26 protein-coding genes and 1 tRNA gene are annotated in these 24563 nt (G+C 71.3%); 10 read left to right on the top strand and 17 right to left on the bottom strand.

Annotated elements, in window-relative coordinates; all coding sequences use genetic code 11:
• Positions 1–64 precede the first annotated feature (64 nt).
• Both AC3ETA_RS19445 and AC3ETA_RS19450 read left to right on the top strand, forming a co-directional pair.
• The gene (locus AC3ETA_RS19445) at positions 65–1045 is read left to right on the top strand and encodes a zinc-binding dehydrogenase (protein WP_432194163.1); all 981 of its coding nucleotides are present in this window, start codon (positions 65–67) and stop codon (positions 1043–1045) included.
• Between the two features lie 56 nt (positions 1046–1101).
• Positions 1102–2598 carry an MFS transporter gene (locus AC3ETA_RS19450; RefSeq protein ID WP_488187640.1) on the top strand — a complete coding sequence of 499 codons (1497 nt, stop codon included), beginning with the start codon at positions 1102–1104 and terminating at the stop codon, positions 2596–2598.
• Between the two features lie 66 nt (positions 2599–2664).
• Here the strand turns inward: AC3ETA_RS19450 and AC3ETA_RS19455 are convergent, their stop codons facing one another.
• The gene (locus AC3ETA_RS19455; protein WP_432194165.1) at positions 2665–4071 is read right to left on the bottom strand and encodes an NAD(P)/FAD-dependent oxidoreductase; all 1407 of its coding nucleotides are present in this window, start codon (positions 4069–4071) and stop codon (positions 2665–2667) included.
• Between the two features lie 54 nt (positions 4072–4125).
• Between AC3ETA_RS19455 and AC3ETA_RS19460 the strand changes: the two genes are divergently transcribed.
• Entirely contained in the window at positions 4126–5013 is an 888-nt protein-coding gene (locus tag AC3ETA_RS19460) for an aminoglycoside phosphotransferase family protein (protein ID WP_432194166.1), read from the top strand.
• A gap of 35 nt (positions 5014–5048) precedes the next feature.
• Positions 5049–5543 carry a GNAT family N-acetyltransferase gene (locus AC3ETA_RS19465; protein ID WP_432194167.1) on the top strand — a complete coding sequence of 165 codons (495 nt, stop codon included), beginning with the start codon at positions 5049–5051 and terminating at the stop codon, positions 5541–5543.
• 81 nt (positions 5544–5624) lie between these two features.
• On the opposite strand, the gene AC3ETA_RS19470 is transcribed toward AC3ETA_RS19465, so the two are convergent.
• The 6 genes from AC3ETA_RS19470 to AC3ETA_RS19495 all read right to left on the bottom strand — a co-directional run bounded on the left by AC3ETA_RS19470 (position 5625) and on the right by AC3ETA_RS19495 (position 10955).
• Complete coding sequence (locus AC3ETA_RS19470) at positions 5625–6929, bottom strand: wax ester/triacylglycerol synthase domain-containing protein (RefSeq protein WP_432194168.1); 1305 nt, start codon at positions 6927–6929, stop codon at positions 5625–5627.
• Positions 6930–6978: 49 nt separating this feature from the next.
• Entirely contained in the window at positions 6979–8187 is a 1209-nt protein-coding gene (locus tag AC3ETA_RS19475; protein WP_432194169.1) for a beta-ketoacyl-[acyl-carrier-protein] synthase family protein, read from the bottom strand.
• On the bottom strand, positions 8184–8474 hold the full coding sequence (locus AC3ETA_RS19480) for a phosphopantetheine-binding protein (protein WP_432194170.1): 291 nt from the start codon (positions 8472–8474) through the stop codon (positions 8184–8186). The genes AC3ETA_RS19475 and AC3ETA_RS19480 overlap by 4 nt, the downstream gene beginning before the upstream one ends.
• A gap of 26 nt (positions 8475–8500) precedes the next feature.
• Positions 8501–9748 carry a wax ester/triacylglycerol synthase domain-containing protein gene (locus tag AC3ETA_RS19485; protein ID WP_432194171.1) on the bottom strand — a complete coding sequence of 416 codons (1248 nt, stop codon included), beginning with the start codon at positions 9746–9748 and terminating at the stop codon, positions 8501–8503.
• Between the two features lie 132 nt (positions 9749–9880).
• Positions 9881–10162, bottom strand: a complete 282-nt coding sequence (locus AC3ETA_RS19490) for a hypothetical protein (RefSeq protein WP_125524052.1) — start codon at positions 10160–10162, stop codon at positions 9881–9883.
• Positions 10163–10232: 70 nt separating this feature from the next.
• Positions 10233–10955: a hypothetical protein gene (locus AC3ETA_RS19495; protein WP_432194172.1), complete on the bottom strand. Its 723-nt coding sequence runs from the start codon at positions 10953–10955 to the stop codon at positions 10233–10235.
• Between the two features lie 410 nt (positions 10956–11365).
• Between AC3ETA_RS19495 and AC3ETA_RS19500 the strand changes: the two genes are divergently transcribed.
• The 3 genes from AC3ETA_RS19500 (at position 11366) to AC3ETA_RS19510 (ending at position 12904) form a co-directional block, all read left to right on the top strand.
• Positions 11366–11848: a hypothetical protein gene (locus tag AC3ETA_RS19500; RefSeq protein ID WP_432194173.1), complete on the top strand. Its 483-nt coding sequence runs from the start codon at positions 11366–11368 to the stop codon at positions 11846–11848.
• A gap of 208 nt (positions 11849–12056) precedes the next feature.
• Positions 12057–12350, top strand: coding sequence for a hypothetical protein (locus AC3ETA_RS19505; protein WP_432194174.1), 294 nt, complete (start codon positions 12057–12059; stop codon positions 12348–12350).
• A 254-nt stretch (positions 12351–12604) separates the two neighbouring features.
• On the top strand, positions 12605–12904 hold the full coding sequence (locus tag AC3ETA_RS19510; protein WP_432194175.1) for a hypothetical protein: 300 nt from the start codon (positions 12605–12607) through the stop codon (positions 12902–12904).
• Positions 12905–13064: 160 nt separating this feature from the next.
• Here AC3ETA_RS19510 and AC3ETA_RS19515 read toward each other — a convergent pair whose 3' ends face one another.
• From AC3ETA_RS19515 to AC3ETA_RS19535, 5 genes are all read right to left on the bottom strand, one after another.
• On the bottom strand, positions 13065–13412 hold the full coding sequence (locus tag AC3ETA_RS19515) for a hypothetical protein (protein ID WP_432194176.1): 348 nt from the start codon (positions 13410–13412) through the stop codon (positions 13065–13067).
• A 264-nt stretch (positions 13413–13676) separates the two neighbouring features.
• Entirely contained in the window at positions 13677–14033 is a 357-nt protein-coding gene (locus tag AC3ETA_RS19520; protein WP_432194177.1) for a hypothetical protein, read from the bottom strand.
• A 291-nt stretch (positions 14034–14324) separates the two neighbouring features.
• Positions 14325–14705, bottom strand: coding sequence for a hypothetical protein (locus AC3ETA_RS19525; RefSeq protein ID WP_432194178.1), 381 nt, complete (start codon positions 14703–14705; stop codon positions 14325–14327).
• 336 nt (positions 14706–15041) lie between these two features.
• Complete coding sequence (locus AC3ETA_RS19530; protein WP_269642014.1) at positions 15042–15278, bottom strand: hypothetical protein; 237 nt, start codon at positions 15276–15278, stop codon at positions 15042–15044.
• A gap of 204 nt (positions 15279–15482) precedes the next feature.
• Positions 15483–15557 (bottom strand) — tRNA-Thr (locus AC3ETA_RS19535).
• A gap of 217 nt (positions 15558–15774) precedes the next feature.
• Between AC3ETA_RS19535 and AC3ETA_RS19540 the strand changes: the two genes are divergently transcribed.
• The 3 genes from AC3ETA_RS19540 to AC3ETA_RS19550 all read left to right on the top strand — a co-directional run bounded on the left by AC3ETA_RS19540 (position 15775) and on the right by AC3ETA_RS19550 (position 18425).
• A complete protein-coding gene (locus AC3ETA_RS19540; RefSeq protein ID WP_432194179.1) occupies positions 15775–16863 on the top strand; it encodes an ABC transporter ATP-binding protein in 1089 nt (362 codons plus the stop codon).
• Positions 16864–17072: 209 nt separating this feature from the next.
• Positions 17073–17531, top strand: a complete 459-nt coding sequence (locus tag AC3ETA_RS19545; RefSeq protein ID WP_432194180.1) for a hypothetical protein — start codon at positions 17073–17075, stop codon at positions 17529–17531.
• A gap of 162 nt (positions 17532–17693) precedes the next feature.
• Positions 17694–18425 carry a nucleotidyltransferase family protein gene (locus AC3ETA_RS19550; protein WP_432194181.1) on the top strand — a complete coding sequence of 244 codons (732 nt, stop codon included), beginning with the start codon at positions 17694–17696 and terminating at the stop codon, positions 18423–18425.
• 379 nt (positions 18426–18804) lie between these two features.
• Here AC3ETA_RS19550 and AC3ETA_RS19555 read toward each other — a convergent pair whose 3' ends face one another.
• The 5 genes from AC3ETA_RS19555 to ispD all read right to left on the bottom strand — a co-directional run bounded on the left by AC3ETA_RS19555 (position 18805) and on the right by ispD (position 24310).
• On the bottom strand, positions 18805–20433 hold the full coding sequence (locus tag AC3ETA_RS19555) for a DoxX family protein (protein WP_432194224.1): 1629 nt from the start codon (positions 20431–20433) through the stop codon (positions 18805–18807).
• A 134-nt stretch (positions 20434–20567) separates the two neighbouring features.
• The gene (rlmB, locus tag AC3ETA_RS19560) at positions 20568–21509 is read right to left on the bottom strand and encodes a 23S rRNA (guanosine(2251)-2'-O)-methyltransferase RlmB (RefSeq protein ID WP_432194182.1); all 942 of its coding nucleotides are present in this window, start codon (positions 21507–21509) and stop codon (positions 20568–20570) included.
• A gap of 99 nt (positions 21510–21608) precedes the next feature.
• Positions 21609–23003 (bottom strand): cysteine--tRNA ligase, encoded by a 1395-nt coding sequence (gene cysS, locus AC3ETA_RS19565; protein WP_432194183.1) that lies wholly within the window; start codon positions 23001–23003, stop codon positions 21609–21611.
• A gap of 52 nt (positions 23004–23055) precedes the next feature.
• Positions 23056–23556, bottom strand: coding sequence for a 2-C-methyl-D-erythritol 2,4-cyclodiphosphate synthase (ispF, locus tag AC3ETA_RS19570; RefSeq protein ID WP_432194184.1), 501 nt, complete (start codon positions 23554–23556; stop codon positions 23056–23058).
• The gene (gene ispD / locus AC3ETA_RS19575) at positions 23546–24310 is read right to left on the bottom strand and encodes a 2-C-methyl-D-erythritol 4-phosphate cytidylyltransferase (RefSeq protein ID WP_432194185.1); all 765 of its coding nucleotides are present in this window, start codon (positions 24308–24310) and stop codon (positions 23546–23548) included. The genes ispF and ispD overlap by 11 nt, the downstream gene beginning before the upstream one ends.
• Between the last annotated feature and the right edge of the window lie 253 nt (positions 24311–24563).

Below are 24563 nucleotides of genomic sequence, written 5' to 3' on the forward strand. Positions count from 1 at the left end.
GAGCCGCCCCGACGACGGGAGGGGCGGCCCGACACAACCGGCTTCCGAACGATGGGGGACCCCGATGCACGCCATCCGCCTGCACACCTTCGGCCCGGCCGAGAACCTCGCCCACGAAGTGACCGACGACCCCGTACCAGGACCCGGCCAGGTCCGGATCGCCGTGGCGGCGGCCGGCGTCCACCTCCTCGACACGGCCCTGCGCGAAGGCGTCCAGGGCCCGGCACCCGAGCCGCCCGCACTGCCCACGATCCCCGGCCGCGAGGTCGCCGGAGTCGTCGAGTCCCTCGGCGAGGGCGTCGCACGGCTCTGGCTCGGCAAGCGGGTCGTCGCCCACCTCGGCTTCGCGCCGGGAGGCTACGCCGAGCTCGCCGTCACCGACGTCGACCGCGTCCACGAGATCCCGGCGAACCTCGACTTCGCGGAGGCCGTCGCCATGATCGGCACGGGCCGTACGGCGATGGGGATCCTCCAGTTCGCCGAGCTCGGCCCGGACGCGGTGGCCGTGATCCCGGCGGCGGCCGGCGGCATCGGCACCCTGCTCGTGCAGTACGCCAAGAACGCGGGCGCACTCGTGGTCGGGCTGGCCGGAGGGTCCGGGAAGGCCGCCCGGGTGCGGGAGAACGGCGCCGATCTCGCCGTCGACTACTCCGACCCGGCGTGGCCCGGGAAGGTGCGTGCCTTCCTCGGCGGGCGCGGCGCCACCGTCGTCCTCGACGGCGTAGGCGGCGACGTGGCCCGCGAGTGCGTCGCCCTGCTCGCGCCCGGCGGCCGGCACCTCGTCTTCGGCTGGTCGGGGCAGGGCCTGCACGACGGCGAGCCCCACCTCGTCGACGGCGTCTCCGAGAACGTCCTCGGCCCCGCGATGATGCGCCGGGCCGGCGGCCCCAACCCCGTACAGACCCTCGAACTGCGCGCGCTCGCCGAGGCCGCCGCGGGCCGGCTCACCCCGGCCGTGCAGCGCTTCCCGCTCGCCGAGGCGGCGGCCGCCCATCGCGCCCTGGAAACCCGCGCGACCACCGGAAAGGTGGTGCTGGAGCCGTGACCGGCGACAACAACTCCCCAGATGCGACACGTCCCGGACCATGGTCTTCTGACCAGGTGACCGTCACCCGGACGGGTGAATCAGCCCGAGACGCGGATCCCCGCCGCTGGTGGGGACTGGTGATCATCGCGCTGGCGCAGCTCATGGTCGTCCTGGACGCGACCATCGTGAACATCGCGCTCCCCTCCGCCCAGGCCGACCTCGGCATGACCGACGGCAACCGCCAGTGGGTGATCACCGCCTACACGCTGGCCTTCGGCGGACTGCTGCTGCTCGGCGGCCGGATAGCCGACCTCGTGGGCCGCAGGCGCACCTTCGTCATCGGCCTGGTCGGCTTCGCCGCCGCCTCCGCGCTCGGCGGTGCCGCCACCACGGCCGGCATGCTCTTCGGCGCCCGCGCCCTCCAGGGCGTCTTCGCCGCCGTCCTGGCCCCCTCGGCCCTGTCCCTGCTGACCACGACGTTCACCGACCCCAAGGAGCGCGGCAAGGCGTTCGGCATCTACGGCGCCCTGGCCGGCAGCGGCAGCGCGATCGGGTTCATCGTCGGCGGACTGCTCACCGAGTACCTGGACTGGCGCTGGTGCCTGTACGTCAACGTGCCCATCGCCGTGATCGCCGTCTTCGGCGCCCTCGCCCTGCTGCACGACAGCCCCGTGCAGGCGGGCGCCCGCCTCGACGTGCCCGGCGTGCTGCTCGGCTGCGGCGGCCTGGTCGCCATCGTCTACGGCTTCGCCGAGGCGGAGCCGCGCGGCTGGACCGACCCGCTGGTGCTCGCCCTGTTCGCGGGCGGCGTCGCCCTGCTCGCGACCTTCGTCCGGTGGCAGACCAGGGCCCCGATGCCCCTGCTGCCGCTGCACATCATCAAGGAACGCAACCGTGCCGGCTGCTTCCTCACCATGGCGCTGGCCGTGATCGGCATGTTCGGGCTGTTCCTGTTCATGACCTACTACCTCCAGGTCATCCTCGACTACTCGCCGGTGCTGACCGGCCTCGCCTTCCTGCCGCTCACGGCCGCGATCATCATCGGCTCGACCCAGATCGCCGCCCGCCTCCTGGACCATGTGGCGCCCCGCCTGCTCATGGGCCCGGGCGCCCTGCTCGCGGCCATCGGCATGGTGCTGCTGACCCGGCTGACGGTGCACTCCTCGTACGCGAGCGAGATCCTGCCCGCGCTGATCCTGATGGGCCTCGGCATGGGCCTGATCTTCATGCCGGTGTTCGCCACGGCGACGGCGGGTGTGGCCCCGCGGGACTCCGGCGTGACCTCGGCGACCGTCAACACCTCGCAGCAGGTGGGCGGCTCGATCGGCACGGCCCTGCTGAACACGATCGCGACCAGCAGCAGCGCCGCCTACATCACGGCCCGTCTGACCGACCCGGCCCGGCGGGACCTGGTCACCCGGGAGGGCATCGTGCACGGCTACACGGTCGCCATCTGGTGGGCCGCCGCGATCATGCTCATGGCGGGCCTGGTCGCGACCCTGATGGTGACGGTGAAGGCCCCGAAGCACGGGGCACCGCACCGGCCACCGGCACCGGAACCGGTGGCCTGACCGGGCCCCGCACACGGGGGGAGGGGCCCCTCGGACCGCGGCCCCTCCCCCGTCCTCCCTGTTCCGTCAGTGCCGCCCGGCGATCCGGTCGGCCACCCGTGCCGCCCGTGACGACTCGGCGCCGGGCGTGCCGGACTCCCGCCGGTCCGCAGCCCGGTACGCGGCGTACAGCCCGTGCACGCCCAGCCAGCGCAGCGGCTCCGGCTCCCACTTGCGCACCTTGTGCCCGACCCAGGGCAGATCGGTCAGCTCGGTGCGCACGCCCTGCCCCGAGTCGATCTGCACCAGGTCCCGCAGGGTCCGCGCCGCGAGGTTCGCGGTGGCGACGCCTGAGCCGACGTAGCCGCCCGCCCAGCCGAGCCCGCTCGTCCGGTCCAGCGTGACGGTCGCGCACCAGTCGCGCGGCACGCCCAGCACCCCCGACCACGCGTGCTCGACCCGCAGCCCGGCCAGCGACGGGAAGAAGCCGACCAGGATGTCCCGCAGCGCCTCGACGGTCTCGGGCTGCGTGCGCCCGTCGTTGTCCGTCCGCGACCCGAAGCGGTACGGCATCCCGCGCCCGCCCAGCGCGATCCGCCCGTCGGCCGTGCGCTGGGCGTACATGTAGGCGTGCGCCATGTCGCCGAGCGTCTCGCGCCCGTCCCAGCCGACCGACTCCCACTGCTCGTCGGTCAGCGGCTCGGTGGCGATCATCGAGGAGTTCATCGGCAGCCAGGTCCGGTGCTGGCCCTTGAGGTTCGCCGTGAATCCCTCGGTGCAGCGCAGGACGTAGGGCGCGCGCACGGTGCCGTACGGGGTGACGGCGTGCTTGGGCCGGATCTCGGTGACCGGCGTCAGCTCGTGGATGGTCACGCCGAGCGCCTCGACGGCCGCCGCGAGCCCCTTCACCAGCTTCACCGGGTGCACCCGTGCCCCGTGCGGTGTCCACGTCGAGCCGACCGCGTCGGCCACCTTGATCCGCTCGGCGGTCCGCCGGGCGTCGTACAGCTCACGGTCCTTCTCGCCGAACGCCAGCTCCTGCGCGTGGAACTCCTTCAGCCGCGCCAACTGCGCGGGCGTACGCGCGACTTCGAGCACGCCGCCCTTGTGGATCCCGGCGTCGAAACCCTCCGTCTGCGCGACCCGGATCACCTCGTCCACGGTGTCGTTCATGGCCCGCTGCAGCCGTACGGCGGCCTCGTGGCCGTGCAGCTTGGCGTACCGGTCGCGGCCCGCGATGCCGTTGTACAGCCAGCCGCCGTTGCGCCCCGAGGCGCCGTAGCCGCAGAACTTCTGTTCAAGGACGGTGATCCGCAGGAAGGGAACGGCCTGCTTCAGGTAGTAGGCCGTCCACAGTCCCGTGTATCCACCGCCCACGATCACCACGTCCGCGGAGGCGTCCCCGCCGAGCGGCTCACGCGCCGCAGGGAGGCCGTCGTCCGCGTACCAGAAGGAGATCCCGCCGTTCACGGCGTCACTGACCGAGCTGCTCATGGCGAGGACGTTAATTCGCGTGAGCCGATTCCGGCACCCCGGTAGGGTCGCGAAGTGATCGACATTCCGGACGAGCTCATCGCCCAGCACGTGCGCTACGCCGGAGAGGCGGGCCGCGCCCACGTCGCCTCCCTCGCGGCCCGCGCCACACGCTTCCTGGAGCACTGGGAGCTGCGCCCGGACGGGCCGACGATGTACGGCCGCTGCGCGCTGGTCCTGCCGGTCCTGCGGGCCGACGGGGCACGGGCCGTGCTCAAGCTCCAGGACGTCGACGAGGAGACCGTCGGCGAGCCGGTCGCGCTGCGGGCCTGGCACGGCGACGGAGCGGTCCGGCTCCTGGACTGCGACGACGCCACCGGCACCCTGCTCCTGGAGCGCCTGGACTCGGACCGCCTCCTGGACGGCCTCCCGGACTCCCGCGAGGCCACCCTGATCGTCGCCCGCCTGCTGGCCCACCTCACCACCACCCAGGCCCCGCCGGACCTGCGCCGCCTGGGCGACCTGGCGCGAGCCATGCTGGACGACACACCCGCGGCCCTGGAGGAAGTCCCCGACCCCGCGACCCGCCGCCTCCTCGCCGACTGCGCGGCAGCGGTACGCGAGGTCGCGGACACGCCCGGCGACCGTCTCCTCCACTGGGACCTGCACTTCGAGAACGTCCTCGCCGCCGAGCGCGCCCCGTGGCTCGCCATCGACCCCAAGCCCCTCGCGGGCGACCCCGGTTTCGACCTGTTCCCGGCCCTGTGGAACCGCTTCGACGCCGACGAGGTGCTCTGGCGCTTCGACGCCATGACCGAGGTCCTCGGCCTCGACCGCGCCCGGGCCCGCGCCTGGACACTGGGCCGCGTGCTCCAGAACTCCCTGTGGCAGATCGAGGAGGACGAGGCTCCCCTCGAAGCACACCTGGACATCGCCCGCCGCCTGCGCAACCGCCCCTGCTAGGCCCCGATCCGCCGGACAGGCCATAGCCTCGCCTCATGATCCGACCCGCCACACCCGCCGACATCCCCGCCCTGCACGCCCTGATCCGGGAACTCGCCGAGTACGAGAAGGCACTGGAGGAGGCCAGGGCCACCGAGGAGCAGCTCCACGAGGCCCTCTTCGGCGACCGCCCCGCCGCCTACGCCCACATCGCGGCCGACGACGCGACCGGCGAGACCGTCGGCTGCGCCATCTGGTTCCTGAACTTCTCCACCTGGCGCGGAGTCCACGGCATCTACCTGGAGGACCTCTACGTCCGCCCCACCGCCCGCGGCGCCGGCCACGGCAAGGCCCTCCTCACCGAACTGGCCCGTATCTGCGTGGAACGCGGCTACCAGCGCCTGGAGTGGTCCGTCCTGAACTGGAACACTCCGTCCATCGCCTTCTACGACTCCCTGGGCGCCCGCCCCCAGGACGAGTGGACGGTGTACCGCCTGACGGACGAGGCCCTGACGAAGCTCGGCTCCGACCCCCGGCCCACGACGGTGTGAACCACCGTTGGGCACGGCTCCCCGGCATGAGCCCTACGAATATGCGTCACCCCTCCGACTCCCCCACTCGGCCGACCAGGATCAGACACCTGCCGGCCGAGCACCTCCCGAAGACTGGCCCTCGACCGCCCGCGCGGCAGGCTCCCCGCTCTCCGCGACCGCCTCCAGCTCCCGGACCACCCCGGCCCCGATCAGCTCGGCGTCACCCGTGCGCAGATGGCTGACGACGGTGAGGGTGTAGGCGTCGGCGGTGTGCACGAGGCAGAGGTTCGCCGTGCCCGGCGGGGACAGCTGCGGCAGGGGAACGACACGCGCGAGCGGACGCCCGAGCAAGTGGCTGGGGTTGTCACGCCACTTGAAGGCGGTGCACAGGCTCGTGGTCAGCTCGGGACGCGCCAGACGCCTGGCCATCACCCCGGCCAGCCACGGCACGGTGCGCGCGGCGCCCTGGAGCGCGGGCAGGATCGCGCGATGCGCCTCGCAGCGGTGCTCGAACTCGGCGACCTGGTCCTGACAGGCCCGCAGCCGGGCCACCGGCGAGTCGAGGTCGACCGGCAGCGCGACGCGCAGCGCGGTGACGCCGTTGCCGAGCCGCTGTGCGTCGTACCGGGTCCGCAGGTCGACCGGCACCGTCGCGTAGAACGGCGTCGGTCCCTTCGGCCAGGACCGCAGCGGCCCGTGGCAGGCGCGCAGGGCTCCGGCGTACGCACTCAGCAGAAGTTCGTTGAGCGTGGCCCCGCGCCCACCCGCCGGCTGCCGCCGCGCCGCGCGCATCACCTGCGGGTCGATCCGCACCACGGCCACCGACGGGCCGGGGCCCCCGCCGGACGACGGCGGCACGGGCCGGCCCGGAACCCCGATGCGCCGCAGCTCCCTGCCCACGGTGGCGAGCCCCACCGACGGCCGCTGCCGTGTCCCCTCGACCGGTGCCGGCGGACCCGGCGGCGCGGCGCCGTCCATCAGCAGCCGGAAGAGGGTTTCGAGCGACCTGCCGTCGAGCAGCGCGTGATGGGCGAGCAGCACCACGGCCTGTTCGCCCGCCGCGGTCGGGTGCCGTGTCACCAGCAGCTTCCACGGCGGCAGTCCGGCGGGCAGCGTGCGCGCGACACCGTCGGCGAGGAGCGCGTCCACGTCCTGGTCGGTGACGGCGACGTGATCGGCGGGATCGAACGGCCGGGGGCACGACCACCGGTGGCCGTACACCGCCGACGGCCCGGCGGGAGGCACCGGGACCAGGCTCATCCGCTCCAGAGCGCCCCAGCTGTCCTGGACCCTGGTCCGCACCCGCGCCGGATCGAACGATTCTCCGGGAAACACCGCGGCGATGCCGATGGTGCCCGGCATCCCGTTGCGCAGATGGCCTTCCTCGATGGCCGTCAGCCTCATCTTCCACAGCCTCCCGTTCCCGATTCGCCCCTGGCCCCGCCCTCGCCGCTCAGACGTGGGGCGAGTCGAGGACGACACAGGCGTTGTGGCCCCCGAAGGCGAAGCTGTTGCTGATCACCGGCCCGTCGGGGATCTTGCGCGGCTCGCCGGTGACCAGGTCCAGCTCGCACCGGGGGTCGAGGCGGGTGAGGTGCGCGGTGGGCGGCGCGAGCCCTTCCCGCACCGACATGACCGTGATCACCGCCTCCAGCGCCCCGGCCAGTCCCAGCCCGTGCCCGGTCACCGCCTTCGGCGCGGTCACGGGCACCTTGCGCGACCCGAACACTGTCGCGATCGCCCGCGCCTCGGCGAGGTCGTTCAGCTCGGTACCGGTGCCGTGCGCGTTGACGTGACCGACGGCGTCGGCCGTCGTCCCGGCGTCGGCGAGCGCCTGCTCCATGCACGCGACGGCACCCAGCCCGTCGGGGTGCGGCGCGGTGAGGTGGTGGGCGTCGGAGGTGCGTCCGTACCCGGTGAGCGTGGCGTGGACACGGGCGCCCCGCGCGCGGGCGAGGTCCAGCCGCTCCAGCACCAGGAACGCCGCCCCTTCGGCGAGGACGAACCCCTGCCGCCCGGCGTCGAACGGCCGTGACGCGGCGGTGGGATCCTCGCACTCGGTGACCATCGCCCCGGCCCGCCCGAAGGCGAGCGCGGTCGTGGCGGTCAGCGGACTGTCGTGCCCGCCGGCCACCACCACGTCGGCGGAGCCGGCCCGGATCATCTGCATCGCCTCGCCCACCGCGTGCGTCCCGGAGGCGCAGGCGGTGGAGATCGTCAGACTCGGCCCGGTCACACCGAACCGGGCACTGATCCAGTACGCGCCCGCGTTGTGCATCAGCCGCGGCGCGTACAGCACGTCGGGATGCCCGATGCCGCCCTCCTGGCTGATCACCCCGCCGTAGCCGGTGCCGGTGACCACCGCCCGCCTGCGCGAGGGGACATGGAGCCCTCCGGCGTCCTCCACGGCGTCCGCGGCCGCGCACAGGGCCAGCTGCACCGACCGGTCCGCGCGCCGCATCTCCTTGGCCGTCAGATACCCGGAGGGGTCGAAGCGGGGCATCGGACACGCGGGGTGCACGACGGTGCCCTCGTCGTCGAAGGCGTGCAGGGTGCTCGCCGAACGGCACCGTACGAGGCTCTCCCACAGCTCCTCGGGCGTCGCCCCGGCGCCGCAGCGGACGCCCAGGCCCGTGACGGCGACGGCGTGCCGGCCGGTCATCGGGCCAGGGTGCTGTGGGCACCGGGCGTACCGGCGCGCAGCCGCACGATGAGCTCGGCGACATCACCCACGGTCGCCACGGCGGACTTGTCGGTCCCCCGCAGGGTCACCCCGAACAACTCCTCGGACGCCGCCTCCAGTTCGGTGATGTCCAGGCTGTCGGCCCCCAGGTCGGCGACCAGCCGGGCCTGCGGCACGACCGCCTCCTGCGGCACCGACATCACCTGCGCGCACAGCGGGCGCAGCGCTTCCCACACGCCGCCCGTGTCCCGGCATTCGGCTTCCATGCAACTGCCTCCATCTCCTGGTGCCGTCAGAGCACTGACGGCGTCGCCGTCCGAGCCCATGTCTCGAACTCCGTGACGACCGCGTCGGCGAGCCGACTCGCGTCGTCCGGGCCCGCGTTGCCCACCGCGGTGAGCGTGAACGCGTCCCCTGCCTGTGCCAGGGCGAAGCTGACGGTGCCCGGGTGCTGCAACGGCGGCAGCCCGACCGTGCGCACGAGCCGGCGGCCCTGGAAGGTGCCCGGCCCGCCGGGCCACTTCATGGCCGTGGTCGCGGTCGCCGCGAAACAGGAGTGCCGCCCCCGGCTGGTCAGCAGCCTGGTCACCCAGGGCCCGGTGCGCCGCGCCGCCTCCGCCGCCGGGAACAGCACGGTGGCGTGTACGGCGGCCCGGTCGGGGACGCCGGCCATCGCGTCCTGGCACGCCCGCAGCCGGGCCACCGAGCCGTCGAGGTCGACGGGCAGCGGAACCCGGACCACCGTGAGGGTGTTGCCGAGTTCACCCGGATTCCCCCGGCCGCGCAGATCGCACGGTACGGCCGTGTACACGGGCACGTCCCGGTCCCGCCAGCGCCGCACCGGCCCGAACCGGGCCCGCAGCGCCCCGGCCACCGCGCCCACCAGCAGCTCGTTCAGCGTCGCGCCGCGGCCGTCGGCGGGCTGCCGGCGCGCGGACCGGACGATGTGCGCGGGCAGTTCACGCACCGCGACCGAGGGATACGTCCGCTGCGGCGGCCACGTCGGAAGGGCCTGTCCGGGGGCCGACATCGCCCGCAGTTCCCGGCCGGCGGCGCGCAGCCCGCTGCGCGGCGACGGCACCGGCCTCTGCCGCCGGCCCGCCGGCCCGGGGTCGTCCATCAGCGCACGCATCAGCGTCGCGAGCGACCGCCCGTCCAGCAGCGTGTGCTGGGCCACCAGCGCCAGCGCGAAGTCACCGCCGTGCTCGGCGTCCGGGATCACGTACAGCCGCCAGGGCGGCACCCCGTCGGCGAGCGGCCGGTCCACGCTGCGGGCCCACAGTTCGTCCAACGTGGCCCGTTCCTCCACGACCTGCGCGGCAGCATCGAACGGCCCCGGTACGGCCCACCGCGCGCACCCACGTCGTCCGCATGCCCTGTCGAGCACACAGCTCATCCGCTCCAGGCCCGCCCAGCGCTCGACGACACGGGCCCGTACCCGCTGCACATCGGGCCGTTCGCCGGAGAGGACCGTCGCCAGGCCGATGACTCCCGGACAGCCGTTGAGCAGCAGCATCTCGTCGGCACAGGACAGTCTCATGCGACAGGTCGCCCTTTCACTCGGCGTGCACGGCGCGGCCCTGCCCTCGCCGGATCTCTGCCGTGTCCACGGCTCGCAAGTCCAACGCCCGCCCCGTGACGGAGCGGGCGTCGAACCGGACGCTTCGTACGGTTACTTGAGCGCCGAGCTGTTGCAGCCCATGTCCGAACCGAGGTGGCTGGGCTGCGCGGCCGGGGAGCCCTCGCCGTTGAGCGCGTTGGCCAGCACGCCGTTGAGGGCGCCGACGCTGCCGAGGACGTCGATGTTCATGTCGTGCGAGCGGCACTCGATGCCCTGCGTGATGTCCACGTCGTGGGCCCCGGCCTCACCGTGGGCGAAGGCGGTGCCCATGCCGAGGGAACCGACACTGCCGAGGACGGCGCCCACCAGGACGGCCTTGTGGAGCTTGCGCATTTCTTCTCCGTATGGATCGAGCGGAAGGGGGTGCAGCGAATGAGGTTGGAACGGGGCCTGGAACGGGCCGTCAGCCGAGGCGGGGCAGACCCAGCTGGCCCACCGGCGGCGCCGCGACCTGGCCGAGGCCGAGCCCGGGCACCTGCGGGGTGCTGGTGTTCAGCGGGTTGATCAGCGGGCTCACCTCGGGGTTCACCTGCGGGTTGACCTGCGGCGCGACGCGCGGCGGGGGCTCCGGGTTGAAGACCTGCGGAGCGGAGACCTGCGGAGCGACCTGCGGCATGACCTGCGGGGCCGTCTGCGGCATGACCTGCGGAGCAGCCTGCTGCGGAGCGGAGTGCTGCGGGACGCCGGCCTGCGCGAAGCCACCCGACGAGGCCGAGGCGGTGGCGTAACCGGTCTGCCCACGCGGGGCGGGCGCCGGAGCCGCGTACTGGGGGGCCGGCTGCGGCTGGTAGTGGGGCCGGGATGCCTCGGCGTAACCGGCCGACCGGGCCGACGCGGTGACCCGCGGCGGCGCGTACCGCGGAGCCGGAGCGTACCGGGGCGCCGGGGCGTACTGCGGCGGCGGGGCGTACTGCGGAGCGGGAGCGTACTGCGGAGCCGGGGCGTACTGGGGCGCCGGGGCGTACTGAGGAGCGGGAGCGTACTGAGGTGCCGGGTACTCGGGAGCGGGCGCCGGAGCACCGGCGTACCCGACGGGATAGTCGGCCGCCTCGCTGACGCCGGCGCCGATCGCGGTCAGACCGCCGGCCGCTGCGACGACGAGCGCGGCCCTGTGAAGCTTGCGCATGGAACCCTCGGCCCTTCATTACCTGTACAGGGAAATCCGTTGTATTCAGTGCAGTCTTGCGTGTGCTCAGTCTGATATTCGTACTGCGCCCTTACAGGGGTAATGCCTGAGCTGTCATGTGGACTTCACGCCGGAGCCGGCAGCGGAACCCATGGCTTCTCTTACCGATTCCTGGCGCTGCCCTCTCTCGACTGGCAACGACATTTCCTCGGCCGAGTCACGGGATCCGAATTTCCGTCACCCCATTGCCATCCATCGGATTTACACACCCAGCGGCAATTGGGTGACCCCTCTTCGACTCACGTGACCGGATTCGCGGTTGCCTCGTTCCGCACAAGGAGAGAGAGCGATGGTCCATCGCAGTCGCATTTCCGTACGTTCATGCACAGGTCAATGAAGGGCCGAGTTCCATGCGCAAGCTTCACCAGGTCGCGCTCGTCGTAGCAGCAGCCAGTGGTCTGTCGGCCATCGGCGTCGGCCCCAGCGTCGCCGACGCCCCTGTCGGCTACGGCTCCGTCCCGCCGCCCGCGCCGCAGCAGGATCTCCAGGCCACCTCGTGGACGAACTCGCAGGCGAGCGCCCAGCGCTCCAACCTGCCGAACGCGCAGCGTCCGGCGACTCTGCCCGCCCACGGCGCCGACGTCACCCCCCAGGTCAACCCGCAGCTGAGCCCCAAGATCAGCCCGCAGGTCAACCAGCAGCCGACCGTCGCGCCGTCCGGGCCGATCGAGCAGGCCAACCTGTTCCGCCCGTACCAGGAGTGCAGCCCGCAGTCCCTGCTCAACGCCGCCGTCCCGGTCGCCGTGCTCGCCGCCGCCGAGACCGAGGGCGTCCACTGCGACCAGGCCAACAGCCAGGCCAACTCCCTGACCCACGCCCGCTACACGCGCTGACGCGCGCTGGAGACCACGCGCCCCAGGCGTCCGGTGCGACGGCCGGCGCCTGGGGCCCGTTCGCATGCGACTTCTGGGTGCTTCCGGCTTGAGATCGCGAACCTCGGCGCGTCGTTCATATATGTCCGGATACTTCGTATTAATCTCCGGTAACTGTACGAAGTCGATCTCGCACAGATCGCACCCACCTCACTCCACCGGAGATGACATGCACAAGCTTCGCAAGGCTGCCGTCCTGGTCGCCGCCATCAGCACCGTCGGCCTGCTGGGCGCCGGTACGGCCACCGCTGACGGCCACGGCGGCCACGGCGGCAAGGGCGGCGACAAGTTCAGCGTCCTGCAGAGCTCCAACTGCAAGTCGCACGACCTGAACGTCGACGTCCTCGGCCAGGTCGGCGTCCTCAACGGCCTGCTGGGCAGCGCGCTCAACGGCGAGGGCAACCCGGGCGCGCAGGACACCCACCTGGGCTCCACCATGGGCTGCAACAACAGCGCCTTCTGAGGCACTGACGGCCGCACAGCCGGCCGAAGCGGGAAACGAAGTCCCGGTACCGAGCGTCAAGCCCGGTGCCGGGACTCCTCTTTGCGCCGGATCGGCTCGTTCGAAAGAGCATTTCAGCGCTATCGGCCAAGATGGTGAGTCTTTTCAGAATTCGGCGTGCCGCCGATTGCGTTGGAATACTTCCTATTAGCCTCCGTAATTGTACGAAGTCGGTCTGCATCAGATCGGCCCACTCCACTCCACCGGAGATGAACATGCACAAGCTCCGCAAGGCCGCCGTCCTGGTCGCCGCCCTCGGGAGCGTCGGACTTCTGGGGTCCGGCGTCGCCCACGCCGACGGAGGCGACTACGGCAAGAGCGGCAAGGGCAGCAGCCTGAGCATCCTGCAGAGCAGCACCTGCCGCTCGCACGACGCCAACGTCGACATCCTGGGCCAGGTCGGCATCGCCAACGGCCTGGGCGGCAACCTGCTCAACGGCGAGGGCAACCCGGGCGCGCAGGAGACCTCTCTGGGCTCGAGCATGGGCTGCAACAACAGCGCCTTCGGCAAGTAACGTAGGCCAGATCCTTCCCCCGGTGCCCCGGCCGTACGGCCGGGGCACCGGCATTTCCCGGGCCGGCCGCCACAGCCGCACAAGCCGCCACAGCCGTATAAATAGTAAAAGAATGCCGGATCGGAATTCCTTCCGATCCGGCATTTCGTTTCCATACGTTTCAGAAATCGAACTTGGGAAGCTTGAAGCCCTTGGGCAGCTTCGCCCGGTTGTTGCACTCCACGACCGGGCCGCTCTGCACGGACCCGCGGTTCTTCATGCCCTCCTCCGGCCCGACGAACCTCGGCCGCTCGACCGTGGAGCAGTCCTGCTTCTGCTGGACGACGTACCCGTTGCGCTTGTCCTTGCGGACGACCTCGCTCTTCTTGATGCAGACGATGTCTCCCTGGGCGGTGATCGTGCAGCTGCCCTTGGTGTCATCGGCGTGCGCCGGCGCCGCGGTGCCGTAGAGCGCGGCGAGAGCTCCGAGGAGCCCCGAGACGGTGGCGATCTTCTGTCGAGCGGTCATGTGCTGCGTTCCTTCTGCCTTGGAGAATCTCGGATTGCCTTGGAAGAGTCCGGAAATGACACAGCCCGGCCGCGCTCCCCTGATGGGTCTGCCGCGCGTCCGGGCTGCGTTGCTAAGGGTGTTGTCCAGCACACCGTCGAACAGCCCGACCTGTTCCCTGAACCAGGAGCGGGAGTATTCAGATCGTGCGCCGTGCATACGGTGTTCCGACGGAAGTCGATGCGGCTGTGCCCTGAGAATCGCGCATCGACCCTCGGGGTCTGGTTACTGGGCGACGGGAGCGGTGTACTCGCCGTAGCCGTACTCGGGAGCAGCGGCCTTGGGGGCGGCCTCCGGCGCGACCTGCGGAGCAGCCTCGGGCGCGACCTGCGGGGCAGCCTCGGGGGCGGCCTGCGGAGCCACCTCCGGCGCAGCCTGCGGAGCGGCCTGCGGGGCAGCGGCGGCCTTGTCGTACGGAGCACCCGCCATGGCAACGGCGTTGGCCGTCGAGGTGGCGACCGCGGTGACAGCCTGGCCGTCGTAGCCCTCGTCGCCGGCGAAGGCGCTACCCGCGCCGACACCGAAGGCGGACAGACCCGCGACCGCAGCCGCTACGACTGCAACGCGCTGAAACCTGCGCATAGTTTGACCCTTTCTTCCCGGGGCGTGACGCCCTGGCTTGACTACTTAATGTGAGCATATACACGCAAACCGTAGCAATTCGGGACCTCTGTTCCTTCCGTGTCGTGTCGGGCCATGACAAGGCATCGGTGCGCACACCGATTTCCCTGAATGGAAAACGACTCTTCCCCGCTGTCTGGACACGGGCGTTGAGCGCCGGTCACCCATTTGCCGGGAAGTGGGTCGTGACGCGCGAAAACGGCGGATGGCCGGAGCCGGTCACCCGGTCCGGCCATCCGCCGAAGAAGACGCTCAGCCCAACAGGCGTGCCAGCAACGGGCTGCTCTCGTCCCGGTCACTGGTGTCGTTGGTAGTGGGGGCCGCCACCGGAGCGGGGGTCTCGGCGTCGGCGCAGGTGATGTGCGGGCCGATCCGCGTCTGACCGTTGGACAGCACGCCCGGGGTGGGCAGGGTCAAGGGCTGCGTCGGCTGGCAGTTCACGGTCCTGCGCAGGACGAAGCCGTCCCCCTCGGGCGTCTGGCCCGTGACCTGCTGGGTGCAGATGATGTTGCCGCCGGGGTCCATGGTGCAGGCGCCCGGGCCCGCCGCGTGGGCCTGCGTGGCGCCGAAACAGGTCATGGCGAGGCCGCCGAGAAGCCCCGAGAGGGCCACGAACTTCTTGCCGTTGAACATGTGTTGCGTCTCCTTTTGTGGGGGTGTGCCCGGACGTCGTACACCGCGAACGGCCGCGCCGGGCCCGGGGGGTGTCGCAGAGACGGACCCCGGCGCCCGGCACGACCGGGACACTCGGAGCCGTTTCGCTTAGGAAACGAAGGACTGACCTGAGGGCGACCGATCCGCGTCCGACCAACCGCACATCGCCGCACCGGAGTTCATCAGGGCCGCCGCGACCGCCTGCGGGCCGCTGGAGCGGGCTCGCGCTCCAGGCATCCGCACATGAGCGGGCCCCTTCGGGTACGACCCCGAAGGGGCCCGCGGAAGGCGTCGCGCACGACTACGCCGCCGACCTCAGCCGGTGAAGGCGTTGTTGAACTGACCGCAGGTGGTGTCGAAGGTCTCGGAGAGGCCGAGCACGGCGACCGGGACGTCGGTCGCGGCGACCGTCTGCGGGCTGCACTCCTGGTAGGGGCGGTAAAGGTCCGAAACGGACGGCGCGGCGTCGTAGGCGACGCTCGTGCCGGCACCGATGGCGGACAGGCCGCCGGCAGCAGCTGCGGCGATCATGACCTGGTGAAGCTTGCGCATGGAACCCTCGGATTTCATTACATGTACATTGAGGCTGATTGCCTACTGTGACTGCACGAACACTAGCAGTAGCGATCCGGGATCCTATTCCACGCAGACGCATGTCCCGTGTCCCTATGGGGACATGAGGCGATGGAATTCACCGACAAGGGTGTGGGGAAAAGAAGAGCGGGGCGGTGTCATCGACAACCGCCCCGCAGATTGAGCCCCCTGTCGGATTCGAACCGACGACCTGCTGTTTACAAGACAGCCGCTCTGGACCAGCTGAGCTAAGGAGGCCTGCACGCGCCGTCACGCACGCGCCCGTGCAGTGTACCCAGGTTCCGAGTGGGCCCTGTCGAAAATTTCCGCGAAGTTCACATGCCCCCAGGTACTGACAGACCAGGCGAACGCCAGGTACCGTCCAGAGCCAGTCCGCACATGTGGACTAAACCAACCACCTTCCTACAACGGATCGTCCGGCACGTTCCTGCCGGTAGAAGGGGGCCCATTCATCATGGCCACTGTCTCGTTCGACAAGGCGACCCGGATCTACCCGGGCACCGAGAAGCCCGCCGTGGACGCGCTCGACATCCACATCGAGGACGGCGAGTTCCTCGTTCTGGTCGGCCCGTCCGGCTGCGGCAAGTCCACCTCGCTCCGCATGCTGGCGGGGCTCGAGGACGTCAACGGCGGCGCCATCCGCATCGGTGACCGCGACGTCACGCACCTGCCGCCCAAGGACCGGGACATCGCCATGGTGTTCCAGAACTACGCGCTGTACCCGCACATGTCCGTCGCCGACAACATGGGCTTCGCGCTCAAGATCGCCGGCGTGAACAAGGCGGAGATCCGCAAGAAGGTCGAAGAGGCCGCGAAGATCCTCGACCTCACCGAGTACCTGGACCGCAAGCCGAAGGCGCTCTCCGGTGGTCAGCGCCAGCGTGTCGCGATGGGCCGCGCCATCGTGCGCGAGCCGCAGGTCTTCCTCATGGACGAGCCGCTGTCGAACCTCGACGCCAAGCTCCGTGTCTCGACCCGTACGCAGATCGCCTCGCTCCAGCGCCGTCTCGGCATCACGACCGTCTACGTCACCCACGACCAGGTCGAGGCCATGACGATGGGCGACCGCGTGGCCGTCCTCAAGGACGGTCTGCTCCAGCAGGTCGACACCCCCCGCAACATGTACGACCGTCCGGCCAACCTCTTCGTCGCCGGCTTCATCGGCTCCCCGGCCATGAACCTGGTCGAGGTCCCGATCACCGACGGTGGCGTGAAGTTCGGCAACTCGGTCGTGCCGGTGGACCGTGAGGCGCTCTCCGGCACCACCGACAAGACCGTCACCGTGGGTGTCCGCCCCGAGCACTTCGACGTGGCCGGCTCGGAGTCGGACCAGGGCCTCGCCGTCACCGTCAACGTGGTGGAGGAGCTCGGCGCCGACGCGTACGTCTACGGCACCGCCAAGGTGGGCGACGAGGGCAAGGACCTCGTCGTCCGCGTCAGCGGCCGTGACGTGCCCGAGAAGGGCAGCACGCTGCACATCATCCCGCGTTCCGGTGAGACCCACGTGTTCTCCACCTCCACGGGTGCGCGCCTGTCCGACTGAGGCAGCACAACCCCGGGTAATTCACCCAGGTTGACGAAGAGGGCCCCGCAGAGCGCTGCGGGGCCCTCTTCGTTGTCGACAAATACCCCGGCATACCGGTCATTTCGAGCATTGTGCGTCAACGTGCCGCCCGAGTTTGAGGGCCCCTTCGTCCCCCGAACCGGTGACTAAATGTCGCCATATCAGCACCGAACGCTACCCTCACTCGCGTGAAGCACTCCACCACCCAACAGACACGACGCGGCCACCGGGGCCCCGCCCGCCAGCTCGGCCGCACCATCGCCTTCGTCCTGCCCGTCGTCCTGGTGCTCTCCGGGACCCTCGCGGTCACCCGGGTCAACTGGTCGGGAAACCCCTCGGACTCGGTGCTCACCGCGACCGACGTCTCGAGCGCGGGTGCCGCTGGGAACAGCGCGCCGCGCGCTCCGCAGGACGTGCTGCGCGACCAGTTGCTGACCGAGCTCCAGGAGAAGAACCCGAGCGTCGCGCTCACCCACCTCCAGCAGGCCGTCGACGACCGGCCGTCGCTCGCCCGGCACTGCGCCTCGATCGCCCGCGCACTCGGTCGCGCGGCGGTCCGTGTGTACGGGCCGACTCGGGCGCAGTCCTATGCGCGGCCCGTGTGCGACACCGCGTTCGCCTCGGGGGTCGCTGCGGCGCACCGCTAGCGGCGGGCACGAGCGCCGGCGCCGCTGGATGGCGCCCGGCGTTGTTGCCGCCGCCCCATTCGAGGTGCGGTTCGAGGAACACTCCGCTTCCGGACGGTAACGGCTGATTAAGGAACCGTTGCCGACGAATGCCGTGAGCGGGGCGCCGCGTACAGTTCGGGCATGACTGATCCGAACGCCGCGACCCGCCCCGTTCAAGCCGTCGTCCTGGCCGGGGGCCAGGGGTCCCGGCTGCGTCCGTACACCGACGATCGGCCCAAGCCGATGGTCGAGATCCCTGGTACGGGGACGCCGATCATCGGCCATCAGCTCGTCTGGCTGGCCGAGGAGGGTGTGACGGATGTGGTGATCAGCTGTGGGCATCTCGCCGAGGTGCTTCAGGACTGGCTGAAGACGGCGGATCTTCCTGTGCGGGTCACGACTGTCGTCGAGACGGAGCCGCTGGGGCGGGGTGGCGGTCTGAAGTACGCGGCGGCGCATCTGCCGCATCCGGACAGGCCCTGGTACGCGACGAACGGTGACATCTGGACGCGGTTCTCGCTGCGCGACATGGCCGACTTCCATGCCGAGCGGGACGCCGTGGCGACGCTGGCGCTCGCTCGGCCTCGTCTGCCTTGGGGGGCTGTGCAGACGGACGGCTTCGGGCACATCACGGACTTCATCGAGGCTCCACCGTCCACGTTCGAGATCAACGCGGGTGTGTACGTGTTCTCGCCCGCCTTTGCTTCGCTGCTGCCCGAGCGCGGCGACCATGAGCGCACGACGTTCCCCCATCTTGCCCGGGAGCGGCGTCTGGCCGGGTTCCCGATTCCGCAGGGGGCGTATTGGCGTGCCATCGATACGGCCAAGGATCTGACTGAGGCCGCGAAGGAGCTGGCGGCACTGGGACGCTGATGCCTGCGGCGGCCTGTGCGGCCTCGGTGGGGGTGCGTGCAGCGCCGGTGGTCCGGTGGGTGGGTCGGGGCCGTGCCGGGGGGTGTCCGTCCTCGGTCCGGCGGTTGCTGTGTCTCAGAGGGTGCTGTGTCTTGACGCCGGCCGCTGCGGGCGGACACCCCCCGACACGTCCCCTTGCCGCCGTACGCGGCTGCGGGTGCGTCTCTCGACGGCGGCCGCTTCTTTGAGCACCTATCTACGCCGGTCCGCACCATGTCAGCCCGTCTGGGGATGTTTTCAGCCGGTCCGCACCCGGTCTGGGGCGGCAGTCCCAGAGGTGGGGGACAGCGATGGGCCCCGGGCGCTGGTTGCGGCCGGGGCCCCTTCAGGGGGGTGGTGGTCAGCCCAGGAGGCCGCCTACCAGGCCCGGTTCTTCCTCGGTGGAGCCGCCCGAGGAGTTGCCGCCGGAGGTGGGGCCGCCGGAGGTGGGGCCGGTGGTGGTGCTGGGGGCCTCGTCGGCGGGTGCCGACTGCTGGGGTGGGGCCTGGCCCTCCGTGCCCTGCGTCTGGCTGGGCGTACCGGCGCCCGTCGACCCCGTGTCGACGGTGGCGCCCGGCGTGGTCGCCGCGCCGGACGGGGTGGTCGCGCCCGATGTCGCGCCCTGGGTGGGCGAGTTGGAGGCGGACGGCGACTTGTCGTGCTGCCGGTCGGACTCCTCCGGCAGGGGCGAGCCCGGCAGCTCGTTGCGCGGGGCCTCACCGGGGCCGGGGACCACGACACGGTCGGCGTCACGGACCGCGCCACCGAGCAGGGAGCCCACCAGCAGCGTCAGGCCGGTCACGATCGCCGTGATCAGGGCGCCGCGGCGAAGGACGTAGCGGCGCAGCTCCCAGATGTCGGAGCGGGGACCGAGACGACGCCAGGCCATGCCCGCCAGGCGGCCGTCGATCGAGTAGACGGGAGCACCGGCGATGATCAGCGGGGACCAGGCGGCGAGGTAGATGATGTCGGGGGTGTCGTAGACCGGGACGCTCTTCCAGCTGACGGTGACCAGGAGCGCGGCGGACAACAGGGCGCCGACCACCGCGGCCACCCGCTGCCAGCAGCCCAGGACGGTCAGCACGCCCACGATCACCTGGAAGAAGGCGATGACCAGGCCGGAGCCGACGGGGTGTTCCAGGGCGAACTGGCGGAGGGGCTCGGCCACTTCCCAGGGGTGGAGCGTGTTGAGCCACTTGACCATCGAGCCGCGCTTGCCGCCGTCGAAGTAGACGGGGTCGCAGAGCTTGCCCATGCCGGCGTAGATGGAGATGAAGCCGAGGAAGACCCGGAGGGGGAGCAGGACGACGCCGAGGTTCATCCGGCGGCCGGGGTAGTACGCGTGCCGCGCGGGGTCGTCGGCGCCCGGGCGGCGGGGCGAGGCGTCGTCGTCCGGGCCGTCGGGCTCCTCGTCGACGAAGTCCTCGGCGGCGTACGCGAATTCCTCGTCGTAGGCGCTCTCGACCGTTCGCATGTGGGGCAGCAGCCGGGTCTCGACAGATTCGTGCGTGCGCTGCGCGCCCACGATCGGCGTCTCGACGGTCCGCGCCATCTCGTCCTCGTAGCCGCCGCCGTAACCGACGTCGACGCGCGGGATGACCTGCGTGCCGCCCCCGGCGGGAAGCGGTTCGTCGCCGTGGCGGACACTGCCGTCCCGCGCGGCCTGGAGGAGCCGGTGGGCGCCGGTGTCGTCGGGCGCGGACGTGCCGTTCCAGACGGCGACCCGGCGGCGGGCGCCCGGGGCCGCGCCCGCTCTGCCGGCCGCGTTGACGAGCGGCATGAGGGAGGTGTCCTGGGTGGCGCTCAGGTGCCGTGCGATCCGCGGAGATTTGGCGCGCCGGGCAGACGAACCCAGCAGCACGCGGAAACTCGCGTGATTGACGATGATCTGCGCCGGATCGCTCGGCACCTTCACCATGCTCAGCGCGGGAGCGTCGTCGTATCCCGACGAGCGGTCCCCCGTGGGTGTGCGGGGTGTTCTGGTGTCCACACTCAACTAACCGAGTGACGTGTGGTTAGGACACTGCTTTGACCGGTCCGATCTGTCCGGACCCCGTCAAAGATGCGCAGGTCGCACCACTGTCACCAGAATTAACCCGCACGGGTGACGCCGCGGATGTCTGTTCAGACGCGTCGGCCGGCCGCCTCGTAGAGGACGATCCCCGCCGCCACACCGGCGTTGAGGGACTCCGCGCCGCCCGGCATCGGGATGCGGACACGGAAGTCGCACGTCTCGCCGACCAGGCGGGAAAGGCCCTTGCCCTCGCTGCCGACCACGATCACCACCGGGCCGTCGAGGGCCTGGAGGTCACCGAGTTCCGCCTCGCCGTCGGCCGCGAGACCGACGACCGCGATGCCCGCCTTCTTGTACGCCTCCAGGGCGCGGGTCAGGTTCGTGGCGCGGGCGACCGGCGTACGGGCCGCGGTGCCGGCGGACGTCTTCCAGGCGCCGGCCGTCATGCCCGCCGCGCGGCGCTCGGGGACGACGACCCCGTGGCCGCCGAAGGCGGAGACCGAGCGGACCACGGCACCGAGGTTGCGCGGGTCCGTCACACCGTCGAGGGCGACGATCAGCGGATCCTCGCCCGCGTCGGCGGCAGCGGCGGCGAGGTCCTCGGGGTGGGCGTACTCGTAGGGCGGGACCTGGAGGACGAGGCCCTGGTGGTTGAGGCCGTTCGTCATGCGGTCCAGCTCGGGGCGCGGGGCCTCCATGAGGTTGATGCCGCCGCGGTCGGCGGCGAGCTGGAGGGCCTCGCGGACGCGCTCGTCGCTGTCGATGAACTGCTGGACGTAGAGCGTGGAGGCCGGGACCCCCTCACGCAGCGCCTCGACGACCGGGTTACGGCCGACGACCAGCTCGGACGTGCTCTTGCCGCCGCGGCCGCGCGGCGCGGGACGGCGTGCGGTCTGCTTCGCCTTGGCGGTGGCGATGCGGTTCTTCTTGTGTCCCTTGCGCATCTCGGCCGGCGGGGTCGGGCCCTTGCCCTCGAGACCCTTGCGCCGCTGGCCGCCACTGCCGACCTGCGCGCCCTTCTTGCCGGACATGCGGCGGTTGTTCGCGGCCATGACCTACCTGTCTGTCGTGGGTGTGTCGTACGTACGTCTATGAAGTGTGCCGCCCGGGGGGCCGGGCGGCACAATCGATCTTCCGGGAGCCGGGGCCGGTCAGCGCGGACCCAGGCTCCAGCGGGGTCCGTCGGGGCCGTCCTCGATGGCCAGGCCGGACTGCTTGAGCTGGTCGCGGATGGCGTCCGCGGTCGTCCAGTCCTTGCGGGCCCGGGCGGCCTCGCGCTGGTCGAGGACCAGCCGGACGAGGCTGTCGACCACGCCGTGCAGATCTTCGCCCCGGTCGGACTCGCCCGCCCAGTGCGCGTCCAGCGGGTCCAGGCCGAGGACGCCGAGCATGGCACGGACCTCGGCGAGGCGGGCCACGGCGGCTTCCTTGTCGTCGGTCGCCAGCGCGCTGTTGCCCTGGCGGACCGTGGTGTGGATGACGGCCAGGGCCTGCGGGACACCGAGGTCGTCGTCCATGGCCTCGACGAAGGCGGGCGGCAGTTCCGCGGACGGCTCGACGGGGCCGGCCTTCTCGACCACGCGCTGCACGAAGCCCTCGATCCGCGCGAACGCCGACTCGGCCTCGCGCAGGGCCTCCTCGCTGTACTCGATGGTCGAGCGGTAGTGCGGGGTGCCCAGGTAGTAGCGCAGGACGATCGGGCGCCAGGTCTTGACCATCTCGGAGACCAGCACGCTGTTGCCGAGCGACTTCGACATCTTCTCGCCGCTCATGGTGACCCAGGCGTTGTGCACCCAGTACCGCGCGAAGTCGTCGCCGAAGGCCTTGGCCTGGGCGATCTCGTTCTCGTGGTGCGGGAAGATCAGGTCCAGGCCGCCGCCGTGGATGTCGAAGGCGCTGCCCAGGTACTTGTGGGCCATGGCCGAGCACTCCAGGTGCCAGCCGGGGCGCCCGCGGCCCCACGGCGTCTCCCAGTCGGGCTCGCCCGGCTTGGTCGACTTCCACATGGCGAAGTCGCGGGCGTCACGCTTGCCGGAGACGCCCTCGTCGGGCTGGCGCAGGTCGTCGACGTCCTGCCGGGACAGCTCCAGGTACGACGGCCAGGAGCGCACGTCGAAGTAGACGCTGCCGTCGGCCTCGTAGGCGTGCCCGCGCTCGATGAGCGTGCGCATCATCTCGACCATCTCGGTGACATGGCCGGTGGCGCGGGGCTCGTAGGTGGGCGGCAGGCAGCCGAGCGCGCGGTAACCGTCGTTGAAGGCGCGCTCGTTCTCGTAGCCGATGGACCACCAGGGGCGGCCCTGGTCGGCCGCCTTGTTGATGATCTTGTCGTCGATGTCGGTGACGTTGCGGATGAACGTGACGTCGTAGCCGCGGTACTCGAACCAGCGGCGCATGATGTCGAAGTTCAGGCCGGAGCGGATATGCCCGATGTGCGGTGCTGCCTGCACGGTGGCACCACAGAGGTAGATCGAGACACAACCCGGCTTGAGCGGGGTGAAGTCACGGATCTGCCGGGCGCTGGTGTCGTACAGGCGAATAGTCACGGGTCCAGGGTAGTCGGCGATGCCCGGTGCCTCGGACGGTTGTGGACAACAGTCAGATCGTGGTCCGCACCACGAGCGCGGTCGCCACGGCCATCAGCCCTTCGTCCCTGCCGGGGAACCCCAGCCCGTCCGTCGTCGCGCCCGACACCGACACCGGCGCGCCGGCGGCCTCGGAGAGGATCTTCTGGGCTTCCTCGCGCCGCTTGCCGATCTTCGGGCGCGGGCCGACGACCTGGACGGCGATGTTGCCGATGCGGAAGCCCGCCTCGCGCACGATCCGGGCCGCCTCGGTGAGGAGTGCGACGCCGGAGGCGCCCGACCACTCGGGGCGCCCGGTGCCGAAGTGCTGCCCCAGGTCGCCGAGGCCGGCCGCCGAGAACAGCGCGTTGCACGCGGCGTGCGCGACGACGTCCGCGTCGGAGTGGCCGGCGAGTCCGGGCCCCTCGCCCTCCCACTTCAGGCCCGCGCACCACAGCTCGCGGCCCTCTTCGAAGGCGTGGATGTCGGTGCCGATGCCCACCTGGGGCAGCAGCATGGGCTGCTCAGAAGCCATCGTTCAGCCTCCGGCGCGCCAGGACCGCCTCGGCCAGGACCAGGTCCAGCGGGCGGGTGACCTTGAAGGCCTCCTCGTGGCCGGGGACGACCACGACGGCCGGGCCGAGCTGCTCGACCATGCTCGCGTCGTCGGTGACGTCGTCCGTCACCGTCTCGTGCGCACGGACCAGCGTGGCGCGGTCGAAGCCCTGCGGGGTCTGCACGGCACGCAGGCGGGCACGGTGCAAGGTGGCCACCACCGGCTCGGGTGCGCCGGGCGCCGGCGCGGGCTCGACCTCCTTGACCGTGTCCGCGAGCGGCAGCGCGGGCACCACGGCCGGCGCCCCGTCGCGTACGGCCTCGATCACCGCGTCCACCGTGTCCACCGGCACCAGCGGGCGGGCCGCGTCGTGCACCAGGACGATGTCGAAGTCCGGCGGCAGCGCGTCCAGGCCGAGCCTGACGGACTCCTGACGGGACTCACCGCCGGGGACCACCAGGAAGTCGGTGCGCTCGGGCAGGGCGTGCGCGTCGAGCATGCTCTTGACCTCGGAGGCGCCGTCGGGCGGGGCGACGACGACCACCAGGGAGACGGCACGGGACGCGGCCATCGCGCGGACCGCGTGGATGAGCATGGGCGTGCCGTTCAGCGCGCGAAGTGCCTTGGGCGCGCCCGGACCGAGGCGTACGCCCCTGCCGGCGGCCGGAATCACCACGGCCGTACGGGCTGCGCTGCGGGTTTCCGAGGGCGAAGGGCGCGAATCGTCAGACATCGGTTCCTGTCAGGTTTGTGTGCTCGGCCTAGTTGGGTATGGCCCTGGAGGTGCCCCCTGCTCGACTGATTCGAGAGCTTGGGGGAGTGCCGGGCGCGAGCCTTGACCGGACCCTTCCGTGACAGTCGGTCGAGCCTGCTGCCGGGCCCGGCACGTCAAGTATCGGGGGCACCCCCGAGACAGGCCTGCGAAGCAGGTGGAACAGCGCCCGCGAGCGAACATGCCGCAGCGCCCGGCGACAGCAAATACGTCA

The organism is Streptomyces sp. bgisy027 (assembly GCF_057710365.1).

Coding starts and splice junctions, on each gene's coding strand:
- AC3ETA_RS19525 (WP_432194178.1), bottom strand. CDS start 14,705: ATGTTCAACGGCAAGAAGTTCGTGGCCCTCTCGGGGCTTCTCGGCGGC.
- AC3ETA_RS19515 (WP_432194176.1), bottom strand. CDS start 13,412: ATGACCGCTCGACAGAAGATCGCCACCGTCTCGGGGCTCCTCGGAGCT.
- AC3ETA_RS19470 (WP_432194168.1), bottom strand. CDS start 6,929: ATGAGGCTGACGGCCATCGAGGAAGGCCATCTGCGCAACGGGATGCCG.
- AC3ETA_RS19455 (WP_432194165.1), bottom strand. CDS start 4,071: ATGAGCAGCTCGGTCAGTGACGCCGTGAACGGCGGGATCTCCTTCTGG.
- AC3ETA_RS19495 (WP_432194172.1), bottom strand. CDS start 10,955: ATGCGCAAGCTTCACAGGGCCGCGCTCGTCGTCGCAGCGGCCGGCGGT.
- ispF (WP_432194184.1), bottom strand. CDS start 23,556: ATGGCTTCTGAGCAGCCCATGCTGCTGCCCCAGGTGGGCATCGGCACC.
- AC3ETA_RS19550 (WP_432194181.1), top strand. CDS start 17,694: ATGACTGATCCGAACGCCGCGACCCGCCCCGTTCAAGCCGTCGTCCTG.
- AC3ETA_RS19475 (WP_432194169.1), bottom strand. CDS start 8,187: ATGACCGGCCGGCACGCCGTCGCCGTCACGGGCCTGGGCGTCCGCTGC.
- AC3ETA_RS19485 (WP_432194171.1), bottom strand. CDS start 9,748: ATGAGACTGTCCTGTGCCGACGAGATGCTGCTGCTCAACGGCTGTCCG.
- AC3ETA_RS19520 (WP_432194177.1), bottom strand. CDS start 14,033: ATGCGCAGGTTTCAGCGCGTTGCAGTCGTAGCGGCTGCGGTCGCGGGT.
- AC3ETA_RS19530 (WP_269642014.1), bottom strand. CDS start 15,278: ATGCGCAAGCTTCACCAGGTCATGATCGCCGCAGCTGCTGCCGGCGGC.
- rlmB (WP_432194182.1), bottom strand. CDS start 21,509: ATGGCCGCGAACAACCGCCGCATGTCCGGCAAGAAGGGCGCGCAGGTC.
- AC3ETA_RS19510 (WP_432194175.1), top strand. CDS start 12,605: ATGCACAAGCTCCGCAAGGCCGCCGTCCTGGTCGCCGCCCTCGGGAGC.
- AC3ETA_RS19500 (WP_432194173.1), top strand. CDS start 11,366: ATGCGCAAGCTTCACCAGGTCGCGCTCGTCGTAGCAGCAGCCAGTGGT.
- ispD (WP_432194185.1), bottom strand. CDS start 24,310: ATGTCTGACGATTCGCGCCCTTCGCCCTCGGAAACCCGCAGCGCAGCC.
- AC3ETA_RS19465 (WP_432194167.1), top strand. CDS start 5,049: ATGATCCGACCCGCCACACCCGCCGACATCCCCGCCCTGCACGCCCTG.
- AC3ETA_RS19505 (WP_432194174.1), top strand. CDS start 12,057: ATGCACAAGCTTCGCAAGGCTGCCGTCCTGGTCGCCGCCATCAGCACC.
- AC3ETA_RS19480 (WP_432194170.1), bottom strand. CDS start 8,474: ATGGAAGCCGAATGCCGGGACACGGGCGGCGTGTGGGAAGCGCTGCGC.
- AC3ETA_RS19490 (WP_125524052.1), bottom strand. CDS start 10,162: ATGCGCAAGCTCCACAAGGCCGTCCTGGTGGGCGCCGTCCTCGGCAGT.
- AC3ETA_RS19445 (WP_432194163.1), top strand. CDS start 65: ATGCACGCCATCCGCCTGCACACCTTCGGCCCGGCCGAGAACCTCGCC.
- AC3ETA_RS19540 (WP_432194179.1), top strand. CDS start 15,775: ATGGCCACTGTCTCGTTCGACAAGGCGACCCGGATCTACCCGGGCACC.